Source organism: Acinetobacter sp. WCHAc010034 (assembly GCF_001696615.3).
In the GTDB taxonomy this organism is placed as follows: Bacteria; Pseudomonadota; Gammaproteobacteria; order Pseudomonadales; family Moraxellaceae; genus Acinetobacter.
This window is the reverse complement of the sequence record NZ_CP032279.1, coordinates 2,630,992-2,642,669: the sequence shown is the minus strand read 5'-3', so window position 1 is coordinate 2,642,669 and position 11,678 is coordinate 2,630,992. Positions and strand designations below refer to the sequence as shown.

Annotated in this window: 16 protein-coding genes; 2 read left to right on the top strand and 14 right to left on the bottom strand. The window is 54.7% G+C overall.

The window, feature by feature from the left end:
* Positions 1 to 18: 18 nt before the first annotated feature.
* Positions 19 to 1,323 carry an MFS transporter gene (locus BEN74_RS14315; RefSeq protein WP_068908471.1) on the top strand — a complete coding sequence of 435 codons (1,305 nt, stop codon included), beginning with the start codon at positions 19 to 21 and terminating at the stop codon, positions 1,321 to 1,323.
* Between the two features lie 170 nt (positions 1,324 to 1,493).
* On the opposite strand, the gene BEN74_RS14310 is transcribed toward BEN74_RS14315, so the two are convergent.
* Positions 1,494 to 2,162, bottom strand: a complete 669-nt coding sequence (locus BEN74_RS14310) for an HAD-IA family hydrolase (protein WP_068908563.1) — start codon at positions 2,160 to 2,162, stop codon at positions 1,494 to 1,496.
* A gap of 97 nt (positions 2,163 to 2,259) precedes the next feature.
* On the opposite strand from BEN74_RS14310, the gene BEN74_RS14305 reads away from it, so the two are divergent.
* The gene (locus BEN74_RS14305) at positions 2,260 to 3,027 is read left to right on the top strand and encodes a hydroxymethylpyrimidine/phosphomethylpyrimidine kinase (protein ID WP_068908564.1); all 768 of its coding nucleotides are present in this window, start codon (positions 2,260 to 2,262) and stop codon (positions 3,025 to 3,027) included.
* Between the two features lie 28 nt (positions 3,028 to 3,055).
* On the opposite strand, the gene BEN74_RS14300 is transcribed toward BEN74_RS14305, so the two are convergent.
* The 13 genes from BEN74_RS14300 to BEN74_RS14240 form a co-directional block, all read right to left on the bottom strand.
* Complete coding sequence (locus tag BEN74_RS14300; protein WP_068908565.1) at positions 3,056 to 4,117, bottom strand: DUF1176 domain-containing protein; 1,062 nt, start codon at positions 4,115 to 4,117, stop codon at positions 3,056 to 3,058.
* A 35-nt stretch (positions 4,118 to 4,152) separates the two neighbouring features.
* On the bottom strand, positions 4,153 to 4,560 hold the full coding sequence (locus BEN74_RS14295) for an NUDIX hydrolase (RefSeq protein ID WP_068908473.1): 408 nt from the start codon (positions 4,558 to 4,560) through the stop codon (positions 4,153 to 4,155).
* A 118-nt stretch (positions 4,561 to 4,678) separates the two neighbouring features.
* The gene (locus tag BEN74_RS14290) at positions 4,679 to 5,113 is read right to left on the bottom strand and encodes a YybH family protein (RefSeq protein ID WP_068908475.1); all 435 of its coding nucleotides are present in this window, start codon (positions 5,111 to 5,113) and stop codon (positions 4,679 to 4,681) included.
* A gap of 120 nt (positions 5,114 to 5,233) precedes the next feature.
* On the bottom strand, positions 5,234 to 5,788 hold the full coding sequence (locus BEN74_RS14285; protein WP_068908477.1) for a DUF2939 domain-containing protein: 555 nt from the start codon (positions 5,786 to 5,788) through the stop codon (positions 5,234 to 5,236).
* Positions 5,789 to 5,890: 102 nt separating this feature from the next.
* Positions 5,891 to 6,235, bottom strand: coding sequence for a YegP family protein (locus BEN74_RS14280; RefSeq protein WP_068908479.1), 345 nt, complete (start codon positions 6,233 to 6,235; stop codon positions 5,891 to 5,893).
* A 234-nt stretch (positions 6,236 to 6,469) separates the two neighbouring features.
* Positions 6,470 to 6,835: a 5-carboxymethyl-2-hydroxymuconate Delta-isomerase gene (locus tag BEN74_RS14275; RefSeq protein ID WP_068908567.1), complete on the bottom strand. Its 366-nt coding sequence runs from the start codon at positions 6,833 to 6,835 to the stop codon at positions 6,470 to 6,472.
* A 109-nt stretch (positions 6,836 to 6,944) separates the two neighbouring features.
* The gene (locus BEN74_RS14270; RefSeq protein ID WP_068908481.1) at positions 6,945 to 7,289 is read right to left on the bottom strand and encodes a zinc ribbon domain-containing protein YjdM; all 345 of its coding nucleotides are present in this window, start codon (positions 7,287 to 7,289) and stop codon (positions 6,945 to 6,947) included.
* A gap of 101 nt (positions 7,290 to 7,390) precedes the next feature.
* The gene (locus BEN74_RS14265; protein WP_068908483.1) at positions 7,391 to 8,020 is read right to left on the bottom strand and encodes a class I SAM-dependent methyltransferase; all 630 of its coding nucleotides are present in this window, start codon (positions 8,018 to 8,020) and stop codon (positions 7,391 to 7,393) included.
* 76 nt (positions 8,021 to 8,096) lie between these two features.
* On the bottom strand, positions 8,097 to 8,471 hold the full coding sequence (locus BEN74_RS14260; protein ID WP_068908485.1) for a DUF488 domain-containing protein: 375 nt from the start codon (positions 8,469 to 8,471) through the stop codon (positions 8,097 to 8,099).
* Positions 8,472 to 8,483: 12 nt separating this feature from the next.
* The gene (locus BEN74_RS14255) at positions 8,484 to 8,930 is read right to left on the bottom strand and encodes an SRPBCC family protein (protein WP_068908486.1); all 447 of its coding nucleotides are present in this window, start codon (positions 8,928 to 8,930) and stop codon (positions 8,484 to 8,486) included.
* A 56-nt stretch (positions 8,931 to 8,986) separates the two neighbouring features.
* Positions 8,987 to 9,730 (bottom strand): hypothetical protein, encoded by a 744-nt coding sequence (locus BEN74_RS14250; RefSeq protein ID WP_086374336.1) that lies wholly within the window; start codon positions 9,728 to 9,730, stop codon positions 8,987 to 8,989.
* Between the two features lie 128 nt (positions 9,731 to 9,858).
* Positions 9,859 to 10,242 carry a ribonuclease E inhibitor RraB gene (locus tag BEN74_RS14245; protein WP_068908488.1) on the bottom strand — a complete coding sequence of 128 codons (384 nt, stop codon included), beginning with the start codon at positions 10,240 to 10,242 and terminating at the stop codon, positions 9,859 to 9,861.
* A gap of 87 nt (positions 10,243 to 10,329) precedes the next feature.
* Positions 10,330 to 11,271: a DUF4041 domain-containing protein gene (locus tag BEN74_RS14240; RefSeq protein WP_068908572.1), complete on the bottom strand. Its 942-nt coding sequence runs from the start codon at positions 11,269 to 11,271 to the stop codon at positions 10,330 to 10,332.
* Positions 11,272 to 11,678 lie beyond the last annotated feature (407 nt).

Genomic DNA, 11,678 nt, shown 5'->3' with positions numbered 1-11,678 from the left:
CTTTTAAAGGAATATTGAATGAGCCATTCTACTGAAACAGAACTAGAGAAAAAGACCCGATTAAGGAAAGTCGCAACAGCAACGATTGTGGGTTCAATGCTGGAGTGGTACGACTTTTATCTTTACGCCACCATGGCTTCAATTGTATTCAGCAAGGTATTTTTTGACACCTCTGATCCGGGCACGGCGGCGATTCAGGCCTTTGCGACTTTCGCAATCGGCTTTATTGCGCGCCCGATCGGCGGCCTGTTCTTCGGCTATTTCGGCGACAAATACGGCCGCAAGAAAATGCTGTTTGTGACCTTCCTGCTGATGGGCCTGTGCACCACCGCAATCGGCCTGATTCCAAGCTATTCCAGCATCGGCATCTGGGCGCCTATTCTGCTGGTCTTCTTCCGGATTATTCAGGGCCTGGGCGCAGGCGCGGAATTTGCCGGCGCAGCCATCACCTCGTATGAACATGCCTCAGAAGACAAGCGCGGCAGCCAGGGCGCATGGCCCGCTCTGGGCTTGAATCTGGGCCTGCTGCTGTCCTCGCTGACCATTTTCCTGCTGACGCTGAACGGCGATGAGTTTCTGGTGAACGGCGGCTGGCGCATTCCATTTGTTTTAAGCTTTGTGCTGGTGATCATTGGCCTGTGGGTGCGCCACAGCCTGCCTGAAACGCCGGATTATCAAGAAGCGCATGTGGAGAAAGTTAAAACCAATCCATTTAAAGACATCCTCCGAACCAATATGAAAGGCCTGATGGTTGTGTTTATTGTGGCGATTGGCTATAACGCCCTCAGCTATATCTTCAAAACTTTCTCGCTGGCTTACCTGACTCAGTTCAAAGGCGTCAGCGCGCATACCACGTCCCTTTCGGTCACCATTGCCAGCCTGGTTGCAATTTTCTGCGTGCCGTTCTTCGGCTGGCTGTGCGACAAATGGAACAGCAAAAAAGTCCTGATGCTGGGCGGCGTGCTGTCCATCCTGTTTGCCTATCCGTTCATGATGCTGCTGGAAACCGGCAACAGCACGGCAATTTATATCGCGATTGCGATCGGCACAGGCGTGCTTGCGCCAATGATGTTCGCGCCGCAAGGCTCGTTCCTCAGCCGCCAGTTTGCTGTTGAAAACCGCTCGACCGGGGTCAGTTCTGGCCGTGAAATCGGCACGGCGATTGCCGGCGGCCTGGCGCCATTGGGCGCGCTGTCCCTGGTGGCCGCTTCACCGACGCATTCAACCACCGGCGTAGTGATCATTCTGCTGATTGCTGCCGTTCTGGTGGCTGCAGCGGCCTTATGCGATCAGGGCCATAAGTTCTCCAAGCATAAGAACTAAGCAGCTCCCAGCTGAAAAAGGCTGCGGCCGATTGCATAAAAACGCCCGGCGCATATCGCCGGGCGTTTTGCATTTTAGGAAAGCGCCTTGATGATGAAGGCGCCAATTTCTATTGATGCTGCGGCGCTTTTAAAGCTGCCGGAATCTATCCGGCCGCTAAAGCCCTCAGCTCAGGCAGGCTTGCAGCCCAGACCGGGAATCGCCTCCAGCAGGGCGCCGAAGGACTGAATCACCATTTCAGGCTGCGCCTGCGCCAGCTCTTCCACAGAACCGTAGCCGTAAGCAACCCCGATGCTGCCGATGCCGTTGCGGCGCGCGCCCAGAATGTCAAATTCGCGGTCGCCGACCATCAGGCATTCGGCAGCCAGCAGCTGTTCCTGCTCCAGAATATAGGCGATCAAATCGCCTTTATTGGTGCGTTCTCCGGAAAGCTCGCTGCCGTAAATTTCCGCAAAATACTGCGCCAGTTCAAAATGCGCCAGAATCTGCTTGGCGTAGACCGTCGGCTTTGCTGTAGCGACCAGTAACTTGAAGCCCTGCTGCTTCAGGCTGGCTAAAGTTTCCGCCACATCCGGATAGACTTTATTTTCAAATAAGCCCGTCACCGAAAAGCGCTCCCGGTAGCCCAGCAGCGCCTGCTCCGCCAGATCATCATCCAGCGCAACATTTAAAATCTTGGCCAGCGAGGCTTTTAAGGGCGGGCCGATAATCCAGTCAATATTGCTATTTTCATCAATCGGATAGCCTGCCTTTTCCAGCCCATAGCGCGCAGATGCGGTGATGCCGGCTTTCGGATCAGTCAATGTTCCATCCAAATCAATCAAAATATTCTTAATCACGGTCTGCACCATATCCATCCGCGCAGCAAAAATGCGCTCGAGAGTTGCCTGAAAGTTGCCTATACTAACCCAAATTTTGTGTAATAAGGACATGATTGTGCGCCCTACTGTACTGTGCTTTTCCGGTTTGGATCCCTCTGGCGGCGCAGGCCTGCAGGCGGATATTGAAGCCATTGGCCAAAGCGGCGCGCATGCGGCCATTGCCTGCACGGCGCTGACGGTTCAGAACTCGCAGCAGGTGTTCGGCTTCAGCGCCACATCAAAAGAGCTGCTGCTGGCGCAGGCGCAGGCTGTAGCGGATGATTTGCCGATTCAGTGCGTTAAATCCGGCATGCTGGGCACCACGGAAAATATTGCAGCTCTGGCGGATTTCCTGCGCGCGCGCCCCGGCTACCTGTATGTGCTGGACCCTGTGCTGGTGGCCAACAGCGGCGGCTCTTTGGGTGATCAGGCGACTTTAGTCAGCGCTTTTGCGGAACTGATTCCGCTGGCCGCGCTGATTACCCCGAATACGGTTGAGCTGCGCGCATTGACCGGCGAGCAGGATTTGGAGCGCGCCACGCAGCGGCTCTTCGCCATGGGCGCCCAAGCGGTGCTGGTCAAAGGCGGGCATGAAGATACGCCGGACTTTATCCGCAATGCGCTGTATATCGATGGCGAGCTGGCGTCTGAAACGCAGTGCCCGCGCCTGCCCGGCGAATACCACGGCTCAGGCTGCTCTTTGGCCAGCTATATTGCCGGGCGCCTGGCGCTGGGCGATGATTTGAAAGCTGCGGTGCATCATGCTGAAGTCTGGCTGTTCGGCGTGCTGAAAAATGCCGAAACGCCTGTGCCGGATGGGCAGAAAATTCCAAAGCGCTTTTAAGCCGGCAAAGCAGCTGCCGCGGCGCTTTTTATTGCGCCGCCTGCACCTTGGAAATCAGCAGCGGCATGTCCCATGCGCCGCCGGTAAAGCCCTTGCACTGCGCCTGTATGGCCTGATAGGTTTTGACAAAGCGGCTGCCGTTCCATGCCCATTCATCCTGGCTGCCGCAGTCCGCAATGCCCCGGCCTTTTTGCGCAGCGAAAATCTGCCCCTCGCTGAAACTGGAGGCTGAAGCAGTGACAAACTGCCTGGTCTGCATCAGGGCCTTGTCCATCACCCAGTAGCCGTAACCGTAATTATAGGCGGCGCGCCAGCACGGCGCTTCCACCAGCACATTCTGGCGGTTCAGCGGATAGATGGCGATTTGATCTTCCGGCAGATAACTGCCTTCATACAGCGCCCAGCAGCCTTCCTTAGGCGCGGATTTTTTCAGGCGCGCCGCCAGCTGCTGCGCCGGCGCTGCGTTCACATTCAGGCGCTTGGCAATGCCCCGCTGATAGTTCTTGATCTGAACCAGCGGCAAAGGCTGCATCTTTAAAACGCCGGCATTGGACTGCATGCCTTTGCGCGCCAGCGCCGATGGCGTGCCCACGCGCTTCTGGAAATCATCCATTTTCAGCAGCACCGCGCTGGCGCCGGCAGAGGAAAGCGCCCATCCGGCATCATCGGCGGTCCAGACAACCGGCTGCGCGCTCTGCACGGCCTTCAGCAGCGCCTTCGTCTGCGCAGCCGAAAGCTGGCCTTCTCCGGAGCGGAGGTCTAAAGCTACAGTGCCGTAGCTGCGCCCCAGCATGGACAGCTGCAGCGGCTTGCGCTGGGCCGGAATATGCGCCGCATCAATTTTAACCCGCGCGCTGACCCGCGCATGGGCGCCTGCGGCGCGCTGCAGCAGCACCGAAACGGGGCGCGCCAAATGGTCTTCCGCCTGATAGCCCGCCGCCCGGCAAGTTCCGGTATTGTCGCAGGCCAGCTCCCAGTCCTTATGCAGAAAATGCAGCCCGGTGATGGCGCTTTCGGCAAAACTGAAGCCGCTGAACATCAGCAGGCCCAGCGCCGTGCATAACTGCAGATTGCTCTTATTTTTATTCATTGCATGCACCTTCCCTAGGCTGCGGCGTTTCAAATTCATTCAAAACTGCGGCTCAGCACTGTGCCGTTAAAATTCAGGCAGTCTTCTACCCGGATGCGCTGCATGGGGCTCAGCTCATCTAAATTAAACCAGCGCCAGGCGGAATGTTCGTCGCTGAGCTGAATCTGCGCATCATCAGCCAAATGGCAGCGGAAAATAAAGGCATGCGAGCAGACGGCGGCATGAAAATACACGCCCGACAAATAATCCGCCTGCACCGCGCAGCCCAGCTCCTCGCGGCATTCGCGCAGCAGCGCCTGATGAATGGTTTCCCCCGGATCTAAGCCGCCGCCGGGCAAGCCCCATGCCTTGCCGGCATAATCGGCTTTCAGCAGCAGCACCTGGCGCTGCGCATTCACAATGACCGCATGTGAACTCATTCGGTAAAAATCATGAAAGCTCATCACTGCCCCCTGCAGGCCGGCGTTTGCTTCAGCTTATCAGCTTCCGCGCCGCCCTTTTCTTTTTATTTGCTTCGGCTGCGCCAGCCGGCGCGCCGCATCAGTCCGGCAGCGCGCGGCCCTAAAGCCTCCATTGCGCGGCCTGCCCCGACTGCAGATCCACCGGCATTGAAATATGCTGATGCACAATTTTCCATTGATGGCGCTTTTTCCTGAAGCAGAGCGTGGTTCTGCACCACGGAATATCCGGCGTAGGCGCGCCGCTCTCCACATCCACTTTGGAATAGCAGGAAACAAAGGCCAAATCCGGCGCCGCATGCACATTCAGATGATCGCGGAAAACGCGGAGGCCCGTCCTTAAATAAGCGAGGTCGCGCTCCCAAAGCTGCTGATAAGCCACAATGCCGCTCATTTGCGTGCTGACATCAAACAGGCTGACATCCGCACTGCAATGCGCAATAATTTCATGCAGATCCAGGCTGCACACCGCCCGGTCCCAGTCTTTCAGGACAGCAATTACTTCCTGCCCCGCCTGCAGGTCTCCCGTCACCTTCACAACGCACTCCAATGCTAAAAATGTTGCTGGCTTGATTGACCGTCCCTGTCAGCAGTGTTTTCCCTTTTCCAATTAGAATATTTATGTCTTTAAATTATATTGATTTTTCATAAAAATTTACTAATCCGGCAATTGTACAGCAACAATTTTCCAGTGCAAGCCTGTGCGCGCCATTTCAAAGCGCGTGAATTTTCCAGACGCTGCCGGCACAGCAATCTCAAAACGGCTCCAGCCGGTATAATGCGCCTTCACCTTGGCCGGATGAGCGGCGGGCGCGCTTGCCGGCCGGGACGGCGGCGCCAAGTCCGGCGCCGGCTGCAGCGCGTCAAAATTGACTGCATCCTTGAGTTCTTTGCCCTGCATCAGCAGCATCAGGGTTTGCTCATTCACCGCAGCATTGGCAGCGCGGGCGCTTAGCGCAGCGCTGAGCCGTCCGCCCCACGGCTGCAAGGGTTCAGGCAAATGCTCCAGCCCGGCAGCGGCCTGCAGGCGCCGCTGAATCTGCGGCTGCAGGCTGCTTTTGACCTGCGCAAAATCAATATATTCCGCCATGCCGGCGGCGTCATTGCGCTGATAGGCCTGATGGATTTGGCGCAGCGTCCAGTACGGCGATGCAAAAAACAGCGCAGCGCCAAACAGTACGGCTCCTGCCAGCAGGGATTTAAAAGCTTTCATCTATGTATTGCACCGCTGTAAAAAAGCATGTCTAAGCATGCTTCAGGATGATCCGGAAGCGCCGGCTGCTCCGGCCGGAACAGCATCAGGCGCATGCGCAGCTTACTCCGCCAGATCGCTCAAGTCTTTAACGGCATCGCTGCTGCCGTTGCTTTTCACCGATTCAATGCCCTTGTCGCGCGCCTGCTCGCTGCCGTAGAACTGGCTGGTGCCGATAATCTGATGATTGGCCGCCTTTAAATTGAAATAAGGCTTGCCGTTCTTGGCCTCCAGACGCTCATAGCGGCCGTCTTCCGGGCTGTTTTTCTGCACCGATTCAATGCCGTTGCGCGTTGAAGCTTTGGTTTTATACAGCTCGCTGTTTAAAATAACTTCGCCGTTGCCCGCCTTTAAAACAAAGCGGTATTGGCCATCCTTTGCCTGACTGATTTCATACCAACCTGCCATTTCACACCTCTTCCGATGATAAAGTTTATTGTGGATAGAATGATGCTGCCTAAAAATTATTCTATTTATATGAATATAATGGAACTTAATTGCCGAAAACAGTATTTTTTTTCACCGCAGCGCCGGCAATTCCATTTAATTCCAAGCCTGATTAAAATCTTATTATTTTTCAAAACGCTGCGTTATCAATACCGCCATGAATGCGGCGCTGGGCCGCATTCACGGCTGCGGAAGCTATTTCACAATCTGCTTGCTGTAAGTTTCCTTATTCATTTCAAACATTTCCACACAGAGCTGAATGCTCAGCCCTGCCCGCGCCGGAACATGCTCCCGCAGCGCAGCCAGCAGCAGCGCCGAAATTTCCTGCTGTACCGCCAGGCTCCTGCCGGCCAGCAGCGAAACTTTGGCATGCACATAGGCCTGTCCGCTGTCCTGTTCCAGCCCGATGACATAATCCTGATGGCAAACCGCGCGGCTTTTAATGTCCAGCGCGGCGCCGGCATGGCCGGATTGAAAAAATGCGCGGTTTAAAGCCAGCAGCACAGGCTTTGCATCGAAGGGCTGAAGGTTGTCTGAATATTCCAGATGGATATGCGGCATGGTCTGAATCATCTTAAAAGCGTCAGTCTATTATGACCTGCCCAGCAAAAAAAGCGCTGCATGATTTGCATCAGGCAGCGCTTTTTTAGGCAAAAACCGGAATGGAGCCTTAGGCTTTTTTCACATATTCAGATTTCAATTTCATCGGGCCAATGCCGTCAATTTTGCAGTCAATATCGTGGCCGTCAGACGCGTCCGGCAGCAGGCGGATATTCTTGACTTTGGTGCCGACTTTCACTACAGAGGATGAGCCTTTGATTTTTAAATCTTTAATAACTGTTACAGTGTCGCCGTCCGCCAGCGCATTGCCGTTGGCATCTTTAATAGCGGCTTGCGCATCTGCGGAAGCTTCTTCCCCTTCTTTCCACTCATGCGCGCATTCTGGGCAAATCAGCAGGCTGCCGTCTTCATAGGCATATTCGGACTGGCATTTTGGGCAATTGGGTAAAGACATAAAAAACCTCAAAAAATAAAAGGGGCAGCAGCTCTGCCCAAAATGCCACTATAGCACTTTTATTTTTTCATTCGCTTAAAACACCTATTTAATTTATGGATTCAGCTTGCGCGCTTTTGAAATACCGCATACTGGAAATTCTGCGCCTTGCCTGCCGGCGTCATATGGGTTTCCTTCATGCTCTGCAGCAGCGCAAAATCAGGCGGCGCGAAAAACGCCTGCAGCTGCTCAAGGCTGAAGCGCTGAATATCCAGGCCGCTGCATTGCAGAGGGCCGTCTTCCGCAAAAACCGCAATAATTAAAAACCCATGCGGCTTTAACGCCTTCAGCGCCTGCGCCAAATAGCGGCCACGCTCATGCGCTTCTGTCAGGAAGTGGAATACCGCGCGGTCATGCCAGATGTCCAGGCTGTTTTCAGCCAAATCCGCCTCTGCAATATCAGCAGCCAGCCAGCGCACCTGCTGCGCCTGAGCGCCTAGTCTGGCCTGGCTTTTACGCAGCGCGGCCAGCGATAAATCCAGCACCGTCAGATTGCAGTAGCCGGCATGCAGCAGGTCATCCGCCAAGACCGAAGCGCCGCCGCCGACATCCAGAATCGCCGCATCATGCGCCGCTCGGGTCTGCCGAATCAGCGCCAGAGAAGTTAAGGCATGCTCCTGAAACCAGCTCAGCTGATCTTCCTGCCGGCTGCTGTAGATATTTTCCCAATGCTGTTTGATGCTAGTGCCCATGCCATGCTCCTCATTTTTAAACCAACATAGCATAGATCAAACGGCGCGAACGCATTCCTCCTGCTTGGCTGAGCGCTCATTTCACCGCAGGCCGGCGCGGAAAGCCGCTTTGCAGAATCCGCTTCAGCACCTCAGCATGGTTTTTTCCTGCGTTCTTAGCCGCGGTCAGCAGGGTGATTTTTTCCTGCCGCGCCAGATCGCGCAGCTGCTGCAGCGCCTCCTGCTGTCCCGCCAGTTCCGCCTGATAGCGCTGCTGAAATTCATCCCAGCGCTGTTCAATGTCTTCATGATACCACTGGCGCAGCGCATCCGACGGCGTCAGCTCCTTGGGCCATAAGTCCAGCTGCGCCCGCGCTTTGCTGACGCCTCTGGGCCAAAGCCGGTCAACCAGAATGCGCTTGCCGTCCGCGGGGCTGACGGCTTCATAAATCCGCTTAATCTGGATATTCATGCGCAGGCCCTGCTATTCATCCGGAATGGCGGGGTTCACCAGCAAAGACAGCAGCTGCAGCGATTCCTGCCAGCCCAGATAGCAGGCATCCGGCGGAATCACGCTCGGCAGGCCCGCCTGAGTAATCTGAAGCTCTGTGCCGACACTGACTTCTTTCAGTTCAATGGTCACTTCTATTTCACCCGCCAGCTCCGGCATGTCGAACTGGTCGGTGTAGCGCAGCAGCTGGTTCTGCACCACCTGGCGGTAATTGCCGTGAAATGAATGCTTGGTGCCGGTGGAAAAATTGGTAAATGACATGCGGTAGCTGCCGCCGGCCCGCACATCAAAGTGCTCCACATGCGCGGTAAAGCCGTGCGGCGCCATCCATTTAACCAGGGCATCCGGGTCGGTAAATGCGCGGAACACCCGCTCCGGCGGAGCGCTGAACACGCGGTGCAGCCGTACTGTATTGCTCATTCCTATTCACCGTTTGGGCTGTTTTTTTTGAATTTAGCCCGATGCCCAAGCCCTGTCTATGCCATTTCTGTACGCGCAGCGGCGGCAGGCGCAGCTGCCGTTTTGCGGATCTGAATGCGCTTTTGAATGTCCTGCACAATATAGCCCGGCGCAATGCTGAACAGGATCATTTCCACCTCATAAGGCTTTTGCCACGGCGTATCCGGATGGCTCACCAGCGCCTTGATCAAGCTGCACAGCGCAAGGTAGGCCTGAGGCTTCGGCACATAGGCGCGGGTGCAGCCCATCAGGTTGAAAATTGTCTGCTGCTCAAACTTCTGCAGCTGCGCATTGCGCGATACCGGCTGCGGGAAAAATTCCAAATCAAGATCATGCGCGAAGATCAGCCAGTTCAGGCTGTAGGCAACTCTGGCATCATAAATCACATAGTCGTCCGGCATTAAGAAAGACGAAACTTTGGATAATGACGGCAGCGTATCATAGAGTTTTGAAGACGGCTCCGCGGCCGCCAGCGCTTCTAAAAACTGCAGGATTTTCCGGTCATTCTGCGGATTCTGCTTGAATGACTTGATGCCGCCCCATTGCTGAATCAGCCAGTAATGCGCGCGCAGCTGCGGGTCTGACTGCAGCTGCGGCGCATAATGCTCTTTCAGGTAGACATTCTGCTTGAAACAGTCGCCGGCGAAATCAGGCACGGCTATCGGGCAATCCTCTGGAACCGGCCATTCAAACTGGCCCTGCAGATTTTCTTCTTCAACAATTTGCTGCAGCATCGCCGCCAGCTTTAACAGATCCCGCATCAATCAGCTCCGCCTTTTCCGGTTATTCTGAATGCCGGCCATCTTATCATTTTATTACTGTTCAAATACTTACAGCAAAAAGCCCGGCATTTTCCTGCCGGGCTCCAGTCAGCGCGATGCTTCAGGCATCAATCCGCTTTTTCTTCTTCATCCGCTTCTTCAATTTCATCGTCATAGACATAGGCCATGCAGCCCCAGCCGTCATATTCGCCGCCAAACTGGCCGGCAATCTTGCTGAACCATTCTTCCAGATCGACAATGTCCGCATACTCCGGCTCCATATAGACATAAATGGTGATGATCCATTCCCCGGTTTCTTCATCTTCAAACAGGCTGATTTTCTGCTCTTCTTTCAGCAGGTACACCGCGCACTGATCGGCTTTGTCTTCCTGCTGGAACGCAATCGAATATTCAATTTCATGCGCCGCGGTTAAATCATCGCCATCATTGTGCATCTGCCACAGCACATTGCCGTTATCGTCATCTGGGAACTGCTGGTAGTCGCGTGTCATACATTATCCTTATGGTGCTTTGCTGTTTTTGCTGCATTTAGCTTAGCCGAAATTTGCTGCGGTTTGGAGATTTATTGCGCAGCCGATTCAATTCAGAAGCTTTTCAGCTTGCTCCTGCACGCTGTGCGCTTTGGCGGCCTGCAGCAGGGCCGCAAATTTCAGCTCTTCCAGCCTTAAATTTAAATAAGATTCATGAATATGTGAATGGCTGAAATGATTGCCGTGAAAATTGATCAGCTGATAGTCATCCTGCAGGGCCTGCAGCAGCTGGCCCAGATTCGCGCCGTCCAGCTGCGCCAGATATAGGTCGGCCTTGCTGTTGAAGGCCAGCGTGACCAGGGCGCTGAACGCCAGGCAGCGGCTTTCATCCACATAATGGCATTCGGCCACCTGCCCGCTGGCATTGGCCGCCTGAATTCTGCTCCTGACCGCCTGCAGATGCCGGGCGGCATCGGCTTCTGAATAGCCGTCAATCAGCTGCTCCAGCAGGCGCGGATGCGGGAAAAAATACTGCTGCTGATCGCCGCGGATCTTCCGCTCCAGCGCCTGCACAATGTCCCTGCGCTCCTGCAGGGCCTGCGCATGCGCATAATAGTCTTGCAGCTTTTCCTGCGCTTTGCGCTCTACGCTGTCCTGAACCTGCTGCTGGTGCTGCGCTAAAAATTCCCTGACCTGCGCAATCATGCGCTTGACGTCATCCAGCATAATTTCCGCATTCAGCTTGGTCATTTCAATAAAGCTGTCGGCCTGCAGCCTGCGGGTCAGCACATACTGCTCAATGTCTACAACATGCTGATACTGGCTGAATTTATTCAGCTGCACCTTTAAGCTGCTGGCCTGAATGCGCAGCTGGGTAATTTCATAGTTCAGCTCGCCGGACTGCGCTTCATGCTGGCTCAGCTCACAGCGCGCGCGGTTGAAGTTTTCCTGCAGGGCCTGCAGCAGCTGATGCTTCTGCTGCAGCAGGCGGCAGGCATACAGCAGGCCGGCAAACGCAGCCGCCAGTATAATGAGAAGAATATTTGACATTGCTGCTCCCCCCTGCTTAGGCCATCCGGCCGGTGGCGTTAAAGCATGCGGATTATTTTTATGCGGCATGCTTTAGCCATCATTCGCCAAGTTTTAAGCGCTGCCAATCAAAATATGACCAATGGCGGATCTGCAGAGTTCTAAATAGTCTGCTGTTTTTTATTTGGATTTATCGGCTTAAATGCATTTTCAGCGGTTTTGGAAATATTTTGAAAAATAAATTCCGGCTGCAGAATTTCTCCGGTTTGATTGGATAAACCTTTCCATACTGCCTCAGCTTGGCATGGCTTTCAGGCTGGCTTTATGCAAAAAGCGCTGTATTTTTAATTCCTTAGCGTAAAGCGCTGCGCGGTTTAGGGCTGCCTGTTACCCGACTTTCCAACCGCACGATTCAGCCGCTGCGCCGG

Coding starts and splice junctions, on each gene's coding strand:
- BEN74_RS14300 (WP_068908565.1), bottom strand. CDS start 4,117: ATGAATAAAAATAAGAGCAATCTGCAGTTATGCACGGCGCTGGGCCTG.
- BEN74_RS14245 (WP_068908488.1), bottom strand. CDS start 10,242: ATGACACGCGACTACCAGCAGTTCCCAGATGACGATAACGGCAATGTG.
- BEN74_RS14295 (WP_068908473.1), bottom strand. CDS start 4,560: ATGAGCTTTCATGATTTTTACCGAATGAGTTCACATGCGGTCATTGTG.
- BEN74_RS14285 (WP_068908477.1), bottom strand. CDS start 5,788: ATGAAAGCTTTTAAATCCCTGCTGGCAGGAGCCGTACTGTTTGGCGCT.
- BEN74_RS14255 (WP_068908486.1), bottom strand. CDS start 8,930: ATGAGCAATACAGTACGGCTGCACCGCGTGTTCAGCGCTCCGCCGGAG.
- BEN74_RS14315 (WP_068908471.1), top strand. CDS start 19: ATGAGCCATTCTACTGAAACAGAACTAGAGAAAAAGACCCGATTAAGG.
- BEN74_RS14250 (WP_086374336.1), bottom strand. CDS start 9,730: ATGCGGGATCTGTTAAAGCTGGCGGCGATGCTGCAGCAAATTGTTGAA.
- BEN74_RS14265 (WP_068908483.1), bottom strand. CDS start 8,020: ATGGGCACTAGCATCAAACAGCATTGGGAAAATATCTACAGCAGCCGG.
- BEN74_RS14240 (WP_068908572.1), bottom strand. CDS start 11,271: ATGTCAAATATTCTTCTCATTATACTGGCGGCTGCGTTTGCCGGCCTG.
- BEN74_RS14270 (WP_068908481.1), bottom strand. CDS start 7,289: ATGTCTTTACCCAATTGCCCAAAATGCCAGTCCGAATATGCCTATGAA.
- BEN74_RS14275 (WP_068908567.1), bottom strand. CDS start 6,835: ATGCCGCATATCCATCTGGAATATTCAGACAACCTTCAGCCCTTCGAT.
- BEN74_RS14260 (WP_068908485.1), bottom strand. CDS start 8,471: ATGAATATCCAGATTAAGCGGATTTATGAAGCCGTCAGCCCCGCGGAC.
- BEN74_RS14280 (WP_068908479.1), bottom strand. CDS start 6,235: ATGGCAGGTTGGTATGAAATCAGTCAGGCAAAGGATGGCCAATACCGC.